Source organism: Shinella sp. H4-D48, assembly GCF_022637395.1.
Lineage (GTDB): Bacteria > Pseudomonadota > Alphaproteobacteria > Rhizobiales > Rhizobiaceae > Shinella > Shinella sedimenti.
Genome location: NZ_CP093338.1, coordinates 299488 through 316353, shown reverse-complemented (window position 1 = coordinate 316353; position 16866 = coordinate 299488). Strand labels below are relative to the sequence as shown.

Here is a 16866-nt window from a genome sequence, read left to right as displayed (position 1 = left end):
TCATCCACCGTTCGTCCCCTTCACATCCATGCCATTTGTGCATGCATTGAAGTGGAATATTTGCATTGGACGCATGAGGCAAGGTGTGTGTAGGTAAAGGACCGTATAAAATCGAGGTTTCCGATGTCGCAAACTCCTTCCGTGTGGACGTGGTACGAGAACCAGTGGCACGAGGGCGATATTCGCATTCTCGGCGCCGGGTCGCATGCAACCTGGCTCGGCTCGCTGGTGTTCGATGGTGCCCGCCGTTTTGAGGGTGTCGTTCCCGATCTCGACCTTCATGCCGAGCGGGTGAACGAATCCGCTCGCGCGCTTGGCCTCGCGCCGACACTAACCGCCGCACGCATCATGGAACTGGTCGAAGAGGGGCTCAAGCATTTCGCGCCCGATGCTGCCATCTATATCCGCCCGATGTACTGGGCGGAGGAAAGCGATGCGAGCGTCGTTGCGCCCGATCCGGCATCGACCGCATTTGCCTTGTGCCTGGAAGAGCGGCCCATGGCCGTACCCGGTGGCTTCACGATTACCACGACCCGCTTTCGCCGACCAACGTTGGAAACGATGCCGGTCAATGCCAAAGCCGCCTGCCTTTATCCCAACAATGCCCGCATGCTGGCGGAGGCACGCGCCAAGGGCTTCGGCAATGCGCTTGTTTGCGACACGCTCGGTAATGTCGCGGAACTGGCGACATCGAATGTCTTCTTCGCCAAGAACGGCGCTGTGTTCACACCCGTCCCGAACGGCACATTCCTTGACGGGATCACCCGGCAGCGTGTCATTGAACTGCTGCGCCAGGACGGCGTAAAAGTCTACGAGAAGACGCTGAAGGTCGATGATTTCCGGGCGGCGGACGAGATATTCAGCACCGGCAACATTTCCAAGGTCATGCCTGTGCTCGGTTTCGACGACCGTACTTTTGAATACGGCCCATTCGCACGCAGGGCGCGGCAGCTCTACTGGGATTGGGCACATGGCTGAGGCCTTGAGAGGAGTTTTTCAATGAGCACAGTTCGTCTGTGGACCGACGCCGAAGTTGAAGCGAACCCGCGCGTTAAGGCGGTGTTCGACGATATCAGGGCCACTCGTAAATCCGACTTCGTCAACAATGTATGGCGTGGACTGGCCAACCAGCCCGATACACTGGAACGCATTTGGGCGGGCCTGAAGGATGTCATGGTCAAGCCTGGCGCGCTCGATCCGCTGGTCAAGGAAATGCTTTACATCGCGGTGTCGGCCGCCAACGGCTGCAGCTATTGCGTCCATTCACACACGGCGGCCGCGAAGGCAAAAGGCATGACCGAGGCGCAGCACGAAGAACTGCTGGCCGTCATCGGAATGGCCTCGCAGACCAATGCCCTGTTGAATGCCATGCAGCTTCCGATCGATCCGCAGTTCCTGGTCGAAAGCTGAGACATGGCGCCGATGAATGCTGGCGCGGTTGTTGCACGCAAGCCCGGTGGCCCGGAGGTTCTGGAATGGGCGGAGTTCGCCGTTGATACGCCAGGCCCGGGTGAGGTTCTTATCCGTCAGGAAGCGGCAGGGCTTAACTTCATCGATACCTACTATCGCTCCGGGCTTTATCCCTGGCCGGGCGAGATGCTCGTCCCGGGTGCGGAAGCGGCTGGCACCGTTGTAGCGATCGGGCCGGGCGTCGAGGATTTTTCGGTCGGCCAGCGTGTCGCCTATCTGGAACGCACCGGCGCCTACCGGGAAATGCGCGTCATGCCAGCCGAAAGGCTATTCTTGCTTCCCGACGGCATCGATACGGCTCTGGCGGCGTCCGTGCTGCTGAAAGGGCTGACAGCACAGGCGTTGGTTTCAACCGCAGCGCCCGTCAAGGCGGGGCAGACAATTCTGGTTCATGCCGCCGCCGGTGGCGTGGGACTGCTGCTCGGTCAGTGGATTTCGGCACTGGGGGCGCGCGCGATCGGAACGGCGGGTTCGCCGGAAAAGGCCGAACTGGCCCGTGCTCATGGCTATGACGCTGTGATCGAGTACTGCCGCGAGGATTTCGCAGCACGCGTGGCGGAACTCACGGATGGAGCGCTGTGCGACACGGTTTTCGATGCCGTCGGCAAGGATACGTGGCGCGGCTCGCTGAGTAGCCTGCGCCCGCACGGCCGTTTCGTGAATTTCGGCCAAGCGTCCGGACCTATCGAGGGGTTCAAAATTTCTGACCTTGCCGCAGGCTCCAAATCGGTCATCCGGCCGGTCGTGTTCGATTATCTGACGGGCGCGCAAGAGCGTCGTCAGCGCAGCGCAGAACTCTTTGCGCGTCTTGCGGATGGCAGCCTGCGCGCGGGTGCGGCGTCGAGCATACCCCTGCGCGAGGCGGCGCGGGCGCATCGCGCCCTCGAAGGCAGAGCGACCACCGGATCGACGATTTTGACGATGGACGGATTTTCCGCGTGAGGCTCAATCGGCGGAAAAACCTGCCCCATCAAGCATGTAAAACAAAATCCATAGATATTGTCGGCCTTTGCGCCCGGCAGTATCACCTTGACCACGGGTGCGCCCGAAATCGAATGCATTAGACGGAAGTCATCAGGTGCCAAGCAACCGCCCGCTTTTGAGAATATTCACACAGGAAACCATCGTTCTCTTAATGGCGGTCGTGTTGTTCGCCGGTTTCGCTGTGGCGCTCGACGGTTTCACCGCTCCAGCCAATCTGCTCAATATCGTGCGCAGCGTATCGGTGCTGGGCATCTTGGCGGCGGGCATGGGCATCGTCGTTATCGGGCGGGGCATCGATCTCTCGATGGTCTCCATCATGGTGGTGACGGTCGCTATCCAGCTTCAGCTGTTGCAGGCTGGATGGTCGCTCTGGTCGGCCACGGCGATTGTGGCTGTCATCACGGTCGGACTTGGCCTGATGAACGGTTTCATGGTGGCCTACGCCGGTGTTTCCGCGCTCTTTGCCACACTGGCCTCGAGCGCCTTCGTCTTCGGTTTCGTTCGCTCGCAGATTCTCACTCAGGATGTGATCTACATACCTGAGACGGCGGGATCGCTGCTGTGGCTCGGCAAGGCCCGTCTGTTCGACCTGCCGCTCGACGTTATCGTCTTTCTGGCGGTCGTGCTGATAGCGCTGGTTTTGCTTCGCTGGTCGCGGCCCGGTCGCTTTCTCTACCTGATGGGCGACAACTTCCAGGCCGCGCGCACAATGGGCATCCCCGTGCGGCCCCTGATCGTGGCATCCTTTGTCGCGAGCGCGGTGCTGGCATGGCTGGCGGGCATTGCCAGTGCGGTCAGCCTTCAAAGCATGAACACCCGGTTGGTCAATTCGGCCCTGCTCTATGACGTGGTTCTTGTCGTGGTGATCGGTGGCATCGGACTGTCCGGCGGCAAAGGCGGTATGCGCAATGTGGTGGTCGGCGCGCTTCTCATCGGTATCCTGCTCAATGGAATGACAATTCTCAACCTCCCAAATATCCACCAGAACCTCATCAAGGCACTGATCCTGCTCGGCGCGATCATTCTCGATGGGCAACTCAACCCGCGCGACGAACAAACCAGTCAGCAGGGGGACATCTAGCCGGAGGGCGTAATGCCCTCCGTTCATGAAGATCGCAACAACCGCGGCCCGGAGAGGGGCGCATTCTCAGCGGAGACGTAAACATGAGCAGCCTGAAAAAGACATTCCGGGATATCGTTCTTGCAGGCGCCTGCCTTGCCGGTGCAGTCAGCGGTGCTTACGCGCAGGAAACCAACCCAGGCCCTGAGGCATACCGTTCGGCGCTGGAAGGCAAGCGCGTCGTCATGGTGCCGATGACCATGGGCTTCGACCTGGCTCAGGGCTGGAACCACTTCATCGGTGAGGAGGTCAAGCAGTTCGGTGGCATCTGGGAGACCCGTGATCCGAACTGGAGTGTCGACGCCGGCGCACAGGCCATCACCGACCTGATCTCTTCTGCCGAAAAGCCGGATGTGCTGATCGTCCAGACGCCGGACCTCAACTCCTACTCGCGTCTGTTCAAGCGTGCGCAGGAAGCCGGTATCTTCGTCGTGCAGGTCGACAACCCGTCGAACTATGCATCGGACGTGTTTGCCGGTTCGGACTGGAAGCGTCTCGGCGAGTTGGAGACGCAGGCGGTCATCGACCATTGCGGCGAAAACTCCTCCAAGAAGATCGCGGTCATCCAGGGTGACCAGGTCAATGCGTCGAGCCTCGATCAGTGGGCCGGTGTACAGGCCGTTCTGGAGCGCAATCCGGGCTGGACGGTTGCCGGTACCGCCGATTCCAACTGGGATGCGACGACCGCGCGCAACGCGGCGGCAACCGTCCTCCAGCAGCATCCCGATGTCTGCGGTATCGTCGATTTCTGGGATGCGACCGCGCAGGGTACGGCTTCGGCGATCCGCGACGCCGGCCTGAAGGACAAGATCTTCCTGGCAACGACGGGGTCCGGCGAAGCCATCGATTGCAAGCTGCTCGAAGACGGCACCTTCGGCGCCATCGTGACGAGCGAACTGCCGCGCCAGTCGCAGGACGTCGTGGCCGCGATCAAGATCCTGCTGCAGAGCGGCATCAAGCCCGGCGCCAGCAAGAACTACCTCTACACGCATGAAGTTGCCCGTACCAAGAAGGACCTGACGCCAAACACGTGCTGGAGCCAGGCCGCCATCGAGGCAGCCGCCAAGAAGTAACGATGACACGGAGGGGGCCGGCCAGCGGCCAGCCTCCTCCAGCCTACGGAAGCGGCACGCATGAACCTTCGCGAAAGACTAACCCGCCTGCGCTACAACAAGTTGCCCGATCACCTTTTGGGAGAACTTCTCTCGAAGAGCTGGGCCGACAATCTTGTGCCTTTCGTCTTCCTCGTCGTGGTTGTGGCGGCGTTTGGCATTCTGCTGCCGGGTTTCTTCGCGCCGTCGAGCCTGCTCGACACCACGCGCCAGCTCGGCGAGTTCCTGATCGTCGTGCTTGGCCTGACCATCGTCATCATCGGCGGCGGCATCGATCTTTCAGTGGGCTCCATCTTCGCGTTGGGCGCGTTTGCGGCCCTCTGCGTCATCTATATCGCAGAGGGCCCCGCTTGGCTCGCCTTTCTGGCTGCGCTCGGTGCCGGCGCGCTTTTCGGCGCATTGAATGGTTTCCTGGTCGGTTATCTCAGGCTTCGGGCCTTCCTGACCACGCTGGTTACTCTCATTATCGGGCGCTCGATCTATGATATCCTGATCACGACCTGGGGCACCCGCATCCAGAGTTCACCGGTGTGGAACGACACCTTCGATCACATCGGCACGGGGGCGATCTGGGGGCAGCCGATCAGCGCGCTTATTGCACTCGGTTTCGCGCTGGCTGCGCATATTGTCATGAGCCGCTCGCGCATTGGTTGGCATTTTACCGCGGTCGGTGGTGCGCGGCGCTCGGCCTTCAATGTGGGCATCAATGTCCGCCGGACGATCTTTCTCACCTATGTCGTCTCGGGCGCGGCCTGCGGCATTGCCGGCTTCCTGTTTGCCGCGCGTCTTTCCGGCGTGGGGCCGGGCACAGGGCTTGGACTGGAGCTGGCGGCGCTGACCGCTGCCGTCGTGGGCGGCAACAGCTTGGGTGGCGGCCGCGGCTCCATCGCCAAGGGCCTGATGGGCGCCATCATCGTTCTGTTGATTACCAATGGCCTGATCCGCATGGGGGCGGGCACCGGCACCAGCCAGCTCATTGTCGGCCTGTTGCTCGCCGCCGCGATCGTGCTCGATGTCCGATGGCTGAAGAACAGGCACAAAGTACTGTCAGAGGTCTATGTAGCCCCGCTCCACCACGCCATGCAGCCCGCGCAATCCGCCCTGCCGGGCTCCGGCACGGCCTATGCGCTGAACAACACGCTTGCCTCTGCTCAAGCGATTGCACTCGGCACGGTTGAAGGCCCTGAGGATGTCATTCTCGATGCCGCTGACAATCTCTACGCCGGCACGCGCCATGGCGAGATCGTGCGCTGGTTTGCACCCGACTACACGCGCTCAGAGGTTTTCGCACATATTGGTGGGTTCCCGCTCGGGCTCGCGATGGCGCGGGATGGGGAAATCGTTTCCTGCGTGGGTGCGATGGGGCTTTACGGTGTAGCGAAGGATGGAAAGGTCAAAGAGCTTTCCACCGAAACGCAACGGTCGCTTCTTTCCGTCGTCGACGACGCGCGCCTGCGTGATCCGAACGACTGCGACATCGGCCCGGACGGGCGCATCTGGTTTACCGACTCCACCACGCGTTACGACGCGCATGACTGGGCGCTCGATTCCATCGAGAGCCGCCCGACCGGCCGGCTTCTCGTACACGATCCGAAGACCGGCAAGACGCGGACGGTGCTGAGGAACCTACGCTACGCCAACGGTGTCTGCCTCAGCCATGACGGCCAGTCGCTGCTGATTGCCGAAAGCTGGGCCTGCTCGGTGCACCGGTACTGGATTGCGGGGCCGAAGGAGGGGCAACTCGAACCCGTGATCCGCGATATGCCGGGCTATCCCGACAACATCAATCGCGCCTCCGACGGTACTTACTGGATGGCGTGGCTCGGCATGCGCACCCCGAGCTTCGACCTGGCCCTGCGTCATCCGGCGATGCGAAAGCGCATGACACGCAACCTGCCGCAGGATGACTGGCTTTTCCCCAACATCAACACGGGCGGCGTCGTAAAATTCGACGAGACCGGCGCCATTGTCGGGACACTAGGCGATCTTGGCGGGGCGGCACATCCGATGGTGACCTCCATGCGCGAGCACAAAGGCTGGCTCTATGTCGGCGGTATCCTGAACAACCGGATCGGCCGTATCCGCCTGCCGGATGCCGATCCGAACTGGACAAGCTGGAATTCCTACTGGGGAGGTCGGGCATGACGCTCCTCGACCGTTTGCTCGATCCGTTTCGCGGCGAGGCCGTCACCATCCCGCCCTATGACGGCGCGTGGAAGCCGAATACGGATATCGAAACCGCCGCCCGTGTGGCAAGCCTGCCGGAGGTAGACAATCTCGTGCAGGATGCGGAAGGCGAAATCTGGCTGACGGCCGGCTATGCGCTCTACCGGCTCGACGACGGGAACCCGACGCCGGTCGAGCGTTTCTCCTCGCCCGTGACGGCGCTTGCCGCCCCGCCGCAGGGCGGGCTTGCGATCGCGACGGCCGATGGCGGCCTTATGCTGCGGCGGAACGGTGAGACGCAGGATCTTCGCACAGCTTTTCCCACGGTCGTATCGGCCACGGCGCTTCTCGCGGGCGATGACAACGCGCTCCTCGTCGCGCAGGGCTCGGCGCATTCCGCCGCGACCGATTGGGTGCAGGCCCTCATGCGCAAGCAGCGTGACGGCGCCATCTGGCGGCTGGACCTTGCAAGCGGCAAGGCAGAGCGCATCGCCGACGGACTTGCGTTCCCGGCCGGGCTGGCGCTTGACGAAAATGGCGCGCCGGTGGTGGCGGAGGCATTCGCCCACCGCATCATCAGCTTGGCCGGCGGGCGTGCGCGCACGGTTCTCGACCGTATTCCCGGCTATCCCGGCCGATTGGCACCGGCGCATGACGGCGGCTGGTGGTTGGCGGTCTTTGCGCCGCGCAACCGGCTCATCGAACTCGTGTTGCGCGAAGACCGGTTCCGCGCCGATATGATTGCCACCGTGCCGCAGGATTACTGGATCGCGCCTGCGTTACGATCGGGCGAAAGCTTCCTTGAACCGTTGCAGCGCGGCGGGGTTCGTACCATGGGCGTGCGCAAACCCTGGGCGCCGGCGCGGTCTTATGGTCTCGTCGCAAGGCTGGACGCGCAGTTCCAGCCGGTCGGGAGTCATCATTCGCGCGCCGACGGGCATCGTCATGGTGCGGTTTCGGTTCTGGACTTGCCAAATGCCCGAATGGTGGCCCTCAAAGGCGCGGGCGAGATCGTCGATATCCGCAAGCGGGAGCCTCTGGCATGACAAGCATCCTCCAGGCACGCGCGCTGACCAAGGCTTTCCACGGCAATGTGGCGGTCGATGCTGTTGACTTTGACCTGCACGCCGGCGAGGTTCACGCGCTCCTTGGCGAGAACGGGGCTGGGAAGTCGACCTTCAGCAAGCTGCTCGCCGGCGTCTATCCGCCTGAAGGCGGGGAAATCCTCTATCTTGGAAAACCGTTGCAAGCGGATGGGCCGGCTGAGATGCTGCGTCGCGGTATCGCCATGGTCTATCAGGAGACGAGCCTCGTGCCATCGATGACCGTGGCGCAGAACCTGTTTCTGGGGCACGAGAAGGCCTTCAACCGATTGCGGGGCATCACGATCGCCGCCCAGCAGTTCCTGCAATCCCTGAATTTCACCGTCGATCCGACGGCGCTGGTCTCCAGCCTCGGGGCCGCGAAACGGCAAATGGTGGAGATTGCGCGTGCGGTGAGGCTGAATGCAAAAGTTATCATCTTCGACGAGCCGACCGCGACGCTTACACCCGAGGAGCGTCGGCATTTCTTCTCGCTGATCAATCGTCTTCGCTCCCGCGGCGTCGCCATCATCTTCATCACGCACGCGCTGGAGGAAGCGCTACAGATGTCCGACCGCATCACTGTCATGCGCGATGGGAAGCGTGTGCTGACGGAAAATGCCGGAGATCTCACGCAGGGGCGTATTGTCCAGGCCATGGTGGGCCGCGAACTCGAAACGGAGTTTTCACCGCGAAGCGAAACGCGTCCGGCTGGAAAACGCGTGCTTTCGGTCGAAGACGTGTCGATGGGGACGCTTGTGCGCAACACGTCCTTCTCGGTCTTTGCGGGACAGGTGACCGGCCTTTTCGGCCTTGTCGGCTCCGGCCGCACCGAGACGGCGAAGATCATCGCGGGCGTCTTCAAGCGCGACTTCCTGCGAGGCGGGGCCATCGCCTATGAAGGCAGGCCGGTGCGCTACGCGACGCCCGGTCCGGCTGTCGCGGACGGGATTGTCTACGTCACGGAGGATCGAAAGCTCGAAGGCTTCTTCGAGAACATGTCGATTGCCGAAAATCTTTATGCGGGTCTTCTGGCAGCCGGTCTGAACCGTTTTCCCTTTGTCTCCATCGCCGAGATGAAGTCGCTGGCGGAGGTGTGGACGGACAAGCTTGCGATCCGCTCGATCGGCGGCGAGGCGCGTGTCGTCGAGCTTTCCGGGGGCAACCAGCAGAAAGTGGTTATCGGCAAGGCGCTCATCCAGAAGCCGCGTCTCATCATCTTCGATGAGCCGACGCGAGGTGTTGATGTCGGCGCGGTAGCTGAGATCCATGCGTTGATCCAGCGGCTTGCCGACGAAGGGCTCGCCGTCGTCGTCATCTCGTCCTACCTTCCCGAAATTCTTGCCCTATCCGATCGCATCCTCGTCGCGCGCCAGGGGCGGGTCGTGGAAGAGTTCTCCCCGACGGACGCCTCCAGCGAGGACATCATGTACGCCGCGGTGCACTGAAGCGAGCGGACAGCTGCCGGGTATAAAGGCGGCGTTCAGGGGGCTTCCTTCAGGATCGCTGAAAAGAGCGGGTCGAATGCGCGCCGGATGGGGGCAGCTGCGGCGCCGAGCGCGACGGCCCAGGGATCGATCATGCCGAGCTGGACGCGCGGTATGGTTCGGCCGGGGCGTTCGGCAATCGACGGCAGAGGGGGGTGCATCGCCTCGAACAGCCTTCGTGAGAGGGCGGACGGCGCGCTGCCGTTCAGGATGACGGTCTCGGGGTCGAAGATGGTCTCGACCATGTGAACGGCCTGCCGGAAATCGGCACCGGCACCTTCCAGCCATTGGCGGATGCGCGGATCGTCTGCAAGCGTCAGCCTTTCGACCTCGTCATAGGCGTCGGTCGTTGCGGTGCCAAGGCCGAGATGCTGGAGCAGTGAGGCGAACGAGGACCGGTGTTCGAATGGGGCGACCGTGCCACCCCGCGAGAAGAGAACCATGCCGATCTCGCCTGCATTGCGGTTGCTGCCGGTATAAATCTCGCCGCCGAGAATAAGGCCGGCGCCGATGCCATAGCCGAAATAGAGGCAGACGGCGTGGTCAAGGCCATCAGCCACGCCGTTCATGCGTTCGGCGGTCGCGCAGGCGGTCGCGTCGTTCTGGAGGGTCGTCTCGAGACCGGTGCCTGCGGCCAGTGTTTCCAGCAGGGGAAAGGACTGCCACTTCGCCATCATCCAGGGATCGTCACCAGACGGCTTCAGCCCATATGGGCCTGGCATGGCGATGCCGAGACCGGTGAGGCGCTGCGTGGACATCGGGATACGGTCGGCAAGATCGCGCCGGACCTGTCCGATGTGATGGAGGATCACCTTGCTGCCTTCCTCAGGCTCGCCGGGCGGAAGGTTTGCAACGGCACGAGCCACCTCTTGGCCCAGGAAATCGACGGCCACGATCCGTGTGAGTTCCCGATCGATCTGAACGCCGAGCGCAAAGGCGCCCTCGGGAACCAGCCTGTAGGGCGTGGAAGGCTGGCCGCGGCCGCCGCGCACAACGTCTTCCGATGCCACGAGCCCATCGGCTTCCAAGCTCTCGATGAGGTTCGAGACGGTCTGTTTGGTCAAGTGCGTGGCACGGGCGAGGGCGGCGCGCGACATCGGACCATTGACGCGGATGGCCTCGATGAGCACGCGCCGGTTATGCGCGCTCGTGCCCTCCTGATTGGTCCCGCTTCTGGCGCGGATCGTCCGCAGTTCGTTCATCGACGATTCCCTCTTGACACCATTTGGATATTACACAAGACTTAAGTCAATACATTTGACTTAATAAGGAACCAAAGAGTTCCGGGGAACAAGGGGCGAGGCGATGCCGCGCCCAGAGCGATCCGGCGAAAGCCATAAGGCGCAGTGAGCACGCGTGCCCGAGGGCACGTCGGGATTCAAAACCAAACTGGAGGCAGGCATGTTGAAATCGATGAAGAAGACCCTGTTGTATGCAGCGCTGGTCGCGGCCGTTTCGGCTCCGCACGCGTTCGCCGAAACGACGCTCAACGCGCTGTTCATGGCGCAGGCCGCTTATAGCGAGGCGGATGTCCGCGCGATGACCGATGCCTTCACGAAGGCGAATCCCGATATCAAGGTGAACCTCGAATTCGTTCCTTATGAGGGCCTGCACGATAAGACCGTACTGGCACAAGGTTCCGGCAGCGGTTACGACGTCGTTCTGTTCGACGTGATCTGGCCTGCGGAATATGCCACCAACAACGTTCTGGTTGATGTGACCGGCCGTGTGACCGACGAGATGAAGAAGGGGGTGTTGCCGGGCGCCTGGACGACCGTCAACTACGACGGAAAGTCCTACGGCATGCCGTGGATTCTCGACACCAAATACCTGTTCTACAACAAGGAAATCCTGGAAAAGGCCGGCATCAAGACGCCGCCGAAGACCTGGGAAGAGCTGTCCGAGCAGGCGAAGATCATCAAGGACAAGGGCCTGCTTGCAACACCCATCGCCTGGAGTTGGGCGCAGGCGGAAGCCGTGATCTGCGATTACACCACGCTTGTCAGCGCCTATGGTGGCGAATTCCTGAAGGATGGCAAGCCGGCCTTCGGTGAAGGCGGTGGGCTCGACGCGCTGAAATACATGGTCGAGAGCTACAAGTCGGGCCTCACCAACCCGAACTCCAAGGAATTCCTGGAGGAGGATGTACGCAACATCTTCCAGAACGGCGAGGCGGCTTTCGCGCTCAACTGGACCTACATGTACAACATGGCCAATGGCGGCAAGGACAGCAAGGTTGCCGGCAAGGTCGGCATCGTTCCCGCACCGGGTGTCGAGGGCAAGAGCGAGGTTTCGGCCGTCAACGGTTCGATGGGCCTCGGCATCACCTCCACGAGCCAGCATCAGGAAGAAGCCTGGAAGTACATCGTGCACATGACCTCGCAGGAAACGCAGAATGCCTATGCGAAGCTGAGCCTGCCGATCTGGGCATCGTCCTATGAGGATCCGGCCGTGACTGCCGGCCAGGAAGAGCTGATCGCTGCCGCCAAGCTTGGTCTTGCGGCCATGTATCCGCGGCCAACGACACCGAAGTATCAGGAGCTTTCCACGGCCCTTCAGCAGGGCATACAGGAAGCGCTGCTCGATCAGGTAACGCCTGAAGACGCGCTGAAATCCGCCGCCGAAAACAGCGGGCTCTGATCCCGAGCGCTTGCGGGTGGCTTCGGCCACCCGCACAGTATTGCCCCCGACAAGCGACGAAGAAGACGTGATGTCCAGCACCTGGATGACGACCCGGGCATGGCTTCTCATGCTGCCCCTTCTGATCATCATGACAGCCGTCATCGGCTGGCCGATGATCGATACCGTCAGGCTTTCCTTTACCGGCGCCAAGCTTGTCGGGACGGGAGGCGCCTTCGTCGGGTTCGACAACTACGTCAAGATGTTGTCGAGCAACAATTTCCAGCGCGCGCTCTTTGCCACGACGTGGTTTGCCGTCATCTCGGTCACCGCCGAAATGGTGATCGGTGTCCTCGCTGCCCTTCTCCTCAACCAGCAATTCTACGGCCGCGCCGTGCTGCGCGCGCTGCTGATCCTGCCCTGGGCGCTGCCGACCGTCGTCAACGCCACGCTGTGGCGGCTGATCTACAATCCCGAATACGGCGCGCTGAATTCCGCGCTCACGCAGATCGGGCTGCTCGACAGCTATCGTTCCTGGCTGGGTGAGCCGGGCACGGCCATGACCGCGCTGATCGTCGCGGATTGCTGGAAGAACTTTCCGCTCGTGGCGCTCATTGCGCTTGCCGCGCTTCAGGCGGTGCCGCGTGACATCACCGCCGCATCGCTTGTCGATGGCGCGGGACCCTTCGCCCGCTTTCGCTTCGTCATCCTGCCCTATCTTGCGGGCCCGCTGATGGTGGCGCTGGTTTTGCGCACGATCGAGGCCTTCAAGGTGTTCGACATCATCTGGGTGATGACGCGCGGCGGCCCGGCCAATTCGACGCGGACCTTGTCGATTCTCGTCTATCAGGAAGCCTTCTCCTTCCAGCGCGCAGGCTCCGGGGCGTCGCTTGCTCTGGTCGTCACGCTTATCGTGACGGTGCTCGCGGTCGGCTATGGCATGCTGGTGCGTCGCACGGCGGGGAGTTCCGCCTGATGGAACGCCGCAGCCTTCTCGTCTCCGTCTTTATTTACGCCGCGGCGCTGCTTCTCGCCGTCGTCATCGTCGCGCCGGTGTTCTGGCTCTTCGTGATGAGCATCTCGCCGGCTGCCGATCTCGTTGCCCGACCGCTAAATTGGTGGCCGAGCGCGGTCGATTTCTCGCGTTACGCGACGTTGCTTTCAAGCATTCCCAACAGTGCGGGCGCCAACTTTGTTGCCTCGCTGGTCAACAGCGTCCTCGTCGCCGGCATGGCGACGCTCGCGGCTATTGCGCTTGCGGTGCCGGCCGGATGGGCCGTTTCGCGCACGCCCTCCATCAGTTGGTCGCTGTCGCTCGTGATCGCCACCTACATGCTGCCGCCGGTCGCCCTTGCGGTTCCACTCTACATGGCACTGGCGGCTCTCGGGCTGCTGAACTCCGTCTTTGGGCTGGCGCTGGTCTATCTTACCATTCTGGCACCCTTCACGACCTGGCTCATGAAGTCTGGCTTCGACGGTATTCCCCGAGAGATCGAGCAAGCGGCGATGATGGATGGCGCGAGCCTGCTTGCGACCTTGCGCATCATCACGCTGCCGCTTGCCATGCCCATCGTCGCGACCTCGGCGCTCTTTGCCTTCCTGCTTGCCTGGGACGAGTTCTTTTATGCGCTGCTCTTCACCTCGGACCAGCGCGCCCGAACCCTGACGGTGGCTATAGCCGAACTCGCGGGCGGCAGGGTTTCCGACTACGGGCTGATCGCGACGGCCGGCGTGCTTGCCGCGCTGCCGCCCGTCCTTGTCGGCCTCATCATGCAACGGGCCCTGATTTCGGGTCTCACCAGCGGCGGTGTGAAAGGATGATCATGACCGAGACGACAAATCGGCCGAAGGGGCTCCAGGCAATCGATCGAGAGATGGAGCGCCAGCATGCCGATGCCGTTGCCTCTTTCCGCACCAATGGCGAGACGGCCGAGAAGGCCGCCGCCAGCCTGAAGCGGACCGGCAAACTTCTGCTGCTCGGCATGGGCGGCTCGCACGCGGTCGGCCGTGCCGTCGAATCGCTCTACCGTGACCTCGGCATCGACGCCATCGCCGTCCCCCTGTCCGAGCAGCTTTCCGCACCGCTTTCCCTGGATGGGAGGACAGTCTTCATCACCTCCCAGTCCGGTGAAAGCGCGGAAGTGCTGCGCTGGTTTGCGGAGGCGGGCGGCAATGCCGATAGCTTTGGCTTCACGCTTGAGAGCGGCTCCTTCCTCGGCCGCAGCGCTCCCTGCCTCGTGGGTGCGGGGGGCACCGAGCAGGCTTTCGCCGCGACGCGCAGCCTCACGATCAGTTTTGCACTGCATCTGGCCATTTTGGCAGCGCTGGGCGAGGACGTTTCGACGGCGCTCGCAGCCCTTGATACACCCCTGGCGCCGCCGATCGACGAGGCTGTCGCCACTCTTTCGGATGTGCAATCGGTCGTGACATCCGGCCGCCGATTGCAGGGCATGGCCGAAGCCATCGCGCTTGGCTTTGCGGAACTCTCCCGGATACCAAGCTTCTCGCTGGAGGGCGGGCAGTTGCGCCACGGACCGATGGAGATGCTCTCTCCAGAGATGGGCGTCATTCTCTTTCGTGGTGACGACGAGACGGCCGATCTGGTGACCGCGATGGCGGTTTCCGTTGTCGATACCGGCGCAAGACTCGTAATGTTCGATTGCTCCGGCCGGCCACCGGTGGCGGGTGCCTCAACGATTGCCTTCCCGGCATCGAACGGCCTTGCTGCGATCTTCGCGATGTTGCCGACGGCGCAGCGCCTGATGATCGCTTTCGCTGATGCGCGCGTTCCCGACGCGGGAACGCCGGTGCGGTCAACCAAGATTACCCGGAGTGAATGAGTGAGACCGCTCGCCGTCATCGGAAACGTCAATGTCGACCTCATCATGGGGCCGGCCGCGCCTTGGCCGCAGCCGGGTACCGAGGTCATCGTCGGTCACGACGAGTTGCGGGTCGGCGGTTCGGCCGGCAATACGGCGCTGGCGTGGATGGCGCTCGGCACACCGTTCGAGATCGCCGCCAGCATTGGTCGTGATCAGTTCGGGTCTTGGCTTGCTGCAAGCTTCGGCGACCACGCGCGGCATTGGCCGGCACATGGCGAAAGCACCACGCTGTCCGTCGGCATCACCCATCCGGATGGCGAGCGAACCTTCTTCACGACGCGTGGCCACCTGCCGCTGTTCAGCCTGGAGGATGTCTTCGCGGTGCTCGACGGTGACCGCCTTCGGGGTGGCATTGCCCTTCTTTGCGGCTCCTTCCTCACCGACAAGCTGGTCGAGGACTACTACCGCCTGTTCGATTGGGCGGACCGTCACGATATCTGCGTGGCGCTGGATACCGGTTGGCCGCTGGAGGGCTGGACCGATGCTAACAGGCGCGATGCAGCGTCATGGCTGTCGCGCTGCCGGATTGCGCTTCTCAATGAAGTGGAGACGACGAACCTCGCCGGTGTTTCCGATCCCGTGGAAGCCGGTCACGTCTTGCGTCGGGGCATGTCTGCCGGTGGTCTTGTCGTTGTGAAGTGCGGCCCAAGGGGCGCGATCGCCATTGAAGGCGACGGAACAGTCACCCGTGTGGATGCGCCGCGCGTGGCCGTGGTCGATACGATTGGCGCCGGCGACGTCTTCAATGCGGCCTTTCTCGCTGCTTATGCGGAGGGCAAGGGCGTGAAGGCGAGCCTCGAAGCAGGAACGGGCGTCGCATCGCGCGCCATTTCGACCCATCCGCGACGTTACGAAGCGCCCCAGCAGAAAGCCATGGCATGAGCACTCTGACCATCGACGCTATCCGCAAGAGCTACGGTCCGGTCGAAACGCTGAAGGGCATCGACATAGCGCTGGAGAGCGGAGAGTTCCTCGTTCTGCTCGGCGCGTCCGGTTGTGGAAAGTCCACCCTGCTCAATATCATCGCAGGCCTCGGTGAACCGACCAGCGGAGACGTGCGTATCGATGAGCGCTCGATCATCGGAGTGCATCCGAAGGACCGGGACATCGCCATGGTCTTTCAGTCATACGCGCTCTATCCCAATCTGACCGTGCACCGAAACATCGGCTTCGGGCTGGAAATGCGCAAGGTCGACAAGGCTGCTCGAGACAAGGCGGTCTTGGAGGCTGCAAAGCTGCTGCAGATCGAAAACCTGCTGAATCGCAAGCCCGCTCAGCTTTCGGGCGGCCAGCGTCAGCGCGTCGCCATCGGCCGCGCTTTGGTGCGCAACCCGAAGGTCTTTCTGTTCGATGAACCGCTGTCGAACCTCGACGCAAAGCTGCGTCTGGAAATGCGCACCGAGCTGAAGCGCCTGCATCAACTGACGAAGACGACAGTCGTTTATGTGACGCATGATCAGATCGAGGCGATGACGCTCGCGACGCGCATTGCCGTCATGCGCAATGGACGCATCGAGCAACTCGATACGCCCGAAAACATCTACAACCGCCCGGCCACGCTCTATGTCGCGACCTTTGTCGGCGCTCTGCCCATGAACCTGCTGGCCGGGACGATGGGAGAAAAGGGTGTGACGATCAATGGGACAGGCGCGACGGTTGCTGTTCCAGGGCTGGAAGCCATCGCGCCGGGCCGTCGCGTCACACTCGGCATCCGTCCGGAAGCGATCGGCAAATCGCGCGAGCCCTTGTTCCGCGACGCGCGCTGCGAGGTTGCCGAGCTGACCGGCCCGGAGCTCGTCGTCACCGCGCGGATTGGCGATCAGCGTGTCGTGGCGGCCATGCCGGCGGATGCGGGCATAAAGGCCGGAGACGAAATCACCATCCATGCCGATGCCTCTGCCTTTCATGTCTTTGACGCCGAAACGGAGCAGCGCCTCAACTGAC

General features: G+C 62.5%; 15 protein-coding genes. 14 read left to right on the top strand and 1 reads right to left on the bottom strand.

Going from position 1 to position 16866, the window contains the following annotated elements:
- Nucleotides 1–123: 123 nt before the first annotated feature.
- The 8 genes from MNR02_RS18485 (at nt 124) to MNR02_RS18450 (ending at nt 9382) form a co-directional block, all read left to right on the top strand.
- Complete coding sequence (locus MNR02_RS18485) at nt 124–978, top strand: branched-chain amino acid aminotransferase (protein WP_241949445.1); 855 nt, start codon at nt 124–126, stop codon at nt 976–978.
- Nucleotides 979–999: 21 nt separating this feature from the next.
- Nucleotides 1000–1410 carry a carboxymuconolactone decarboxylase family protein gene (locus MNR02_RS18480; protein ID WP_241601409.1) on the top strand — a complete coding sequence of 137 codons (411 nt, stop codon included), beginning with the start codon at nt 1000–1002 and terminating at the stop codon, nt 1408–1410.
- Nucleotides 1411–1422: 12 nt separating this feature from the next.
- Entirely contained in the window at nt 1423–2412 is a 990-nt protein-coding gene (locus tag MNR02_RS18475; protein ID WP_241949540.1) for a quinone oxidoreductase, read from the top strand.
- Nucleotides 2413–2605: 193 nt separating this feature from the next.
- Entirely contained in the window at nt 2606–3535 is a 930-nt protein-coding gene (locus MNR02_RS18470) for an ABC transporter permease (RefSeq protein ID WP_241601580.1), read from the top strand.
- An 83-nt stretch (nt 3536–3618) separates the two neighbouring features.
- A complete protein-coding gene (locus tag MNR02_RS18465) occupies nt 3619–4647 on the top strand; it encodes a sugar ABC transporter substrate-binding protein (protein ID WP_241949444.1) in 1029 nt (342 codons plus the stop codon).
- 60 nt (nt 4648–4707) lie between these two features.
- On the top strand, nt 4708–6831 hold the full coding sequence (locus MNR02_RS18460; RefSeq protein WP_241949443.1) for an SMP-30/gluconolactonase/LRE family protein: 2124 nt from the start codon (nt 4708–4710) through the stop codon (nt 6829–6831).
- Nucleotides 6828–7898, top strand: coding sequence for a hypothetical protein (locus MNR02_RS18455; protein WP_241949442.1), 1071 nt, complete (start codon nt 6828–6830; stop codon nt 7896–7898). The genes MNR02_RS18460 and MNR02_RS18455 overlap by 4 nt, the downstream gene beginning before the upstream one ends.
- Nucleotides 7895–9382 (top strand): sugar ABC transporter ATP-binding protein, encoded by a 1488-nt coding sequence (locus MNR02_RS18450; protein ID WP_241949441.1) that lies wholly within the window; start codon nt 7895–7897, stop codon nt 9380–9382. Before MNR02_RS18455 ends, MNR02_RS18450 begins: the two co-directional genes overlap by 4 nt.
- 35 nt (nt 9383–9417) lie before the next feature.
- On the opposite strand, the gene MNR02_RS18445 is transcribed toward MNR02_RS18450, so the two are convergent.
- A complete protein-coding gene (locus MNR02_RS18445; RefSeq protein WP_241949440.1) occupies nt 9418–10623 on the bottom strand; it encodes an ROK family transcriptional regulator in 1206 nt (401 codons plus the stop codon).
- A gap of 199 nt (nt 10624–10822) precedes the next feature.
- Between MNR02_RS18445 and MNR02_RS18440 the strand changes: the two genes are divergently transcribed.
- The 6 genes from MNR02_RS18440 to MNR02_RS18415 all read left to right on the top strand — a co-directional run bounded on the left by MNR02_RS18440 (nt 10823) and on the right by MNR02_RS18415 (nt 16865).
- Complete coding sequence (locus MNR02_RS18440) at nt 10823–12061, top strand: extracellular solute-binding protein (RefSeq protein WP_241949439.1); 1239 nt, start codon at nt 10823–10825, stop codon at nt 12059–12061.
- A 70-nt stretch (nt 12062–12131) separates the two neighbouring features.
- The gene (locus MNR02_RS18435) at nt 12132–13016 is read left to right on the top strand and encodes a carbohydrate ABC transporter permease (protein WP_241949438.1); all 885 of its coding nucleotides are present in this window, start codon (nt 12132–12134) and stop codon (nt 13014–13016) included.
- Nucleotides 13016–13861: a carbohydrate ABC transporter permease gene (locus MNR02_RS18430; protein WP_241949437.1), complete on the top strand. Its 846-nt coding sequence runs from the start codon at nt 13016–13018 to the stop codon at nt 13859–13861. Before MNR02_RS18435 ends, MNR02_RS18430 begins: the two co-directional genes overlap by 1 nt.
- Nucleotides 13862–13863: 2 nt before the next feature.
- A complete protein-coding gene (locus tag MNR02_RS18425; RefSeq protein ID WP_241949436.1) occupies nt 13864–14880 on the top strand; it encodes an SIS domain-containing protein in 1017 nt (338 codons plus the stop codon).
- Entirely contained in the window at nt 14881–15804 is a 924-nt protein-coding gene (locus MNR02_RS18420) for a PfkB family carbohydrate kinase (protein ID WP_241949435.1), read from the top strand.
- Nucleotides 15801–16865 carry an ABC transporter ATP-binding protein gene (locus MNR02_RS18415; RefSeq protein ID WP_241949434.1) on the top strand — a complete coding sequence of 355 codons (1065 nt, stop codon included), beginning with the start codon at nt 15801–15803 and terminating at the stop codon, nt 16863–16865. The genes MNR02_RS18420 and MNR02_RS18415 overlap by 4 nt, the downstream gene beginning before the upstream one ends.
- Nucleotide 16866 lies beyond the last annotated feature (1 nt).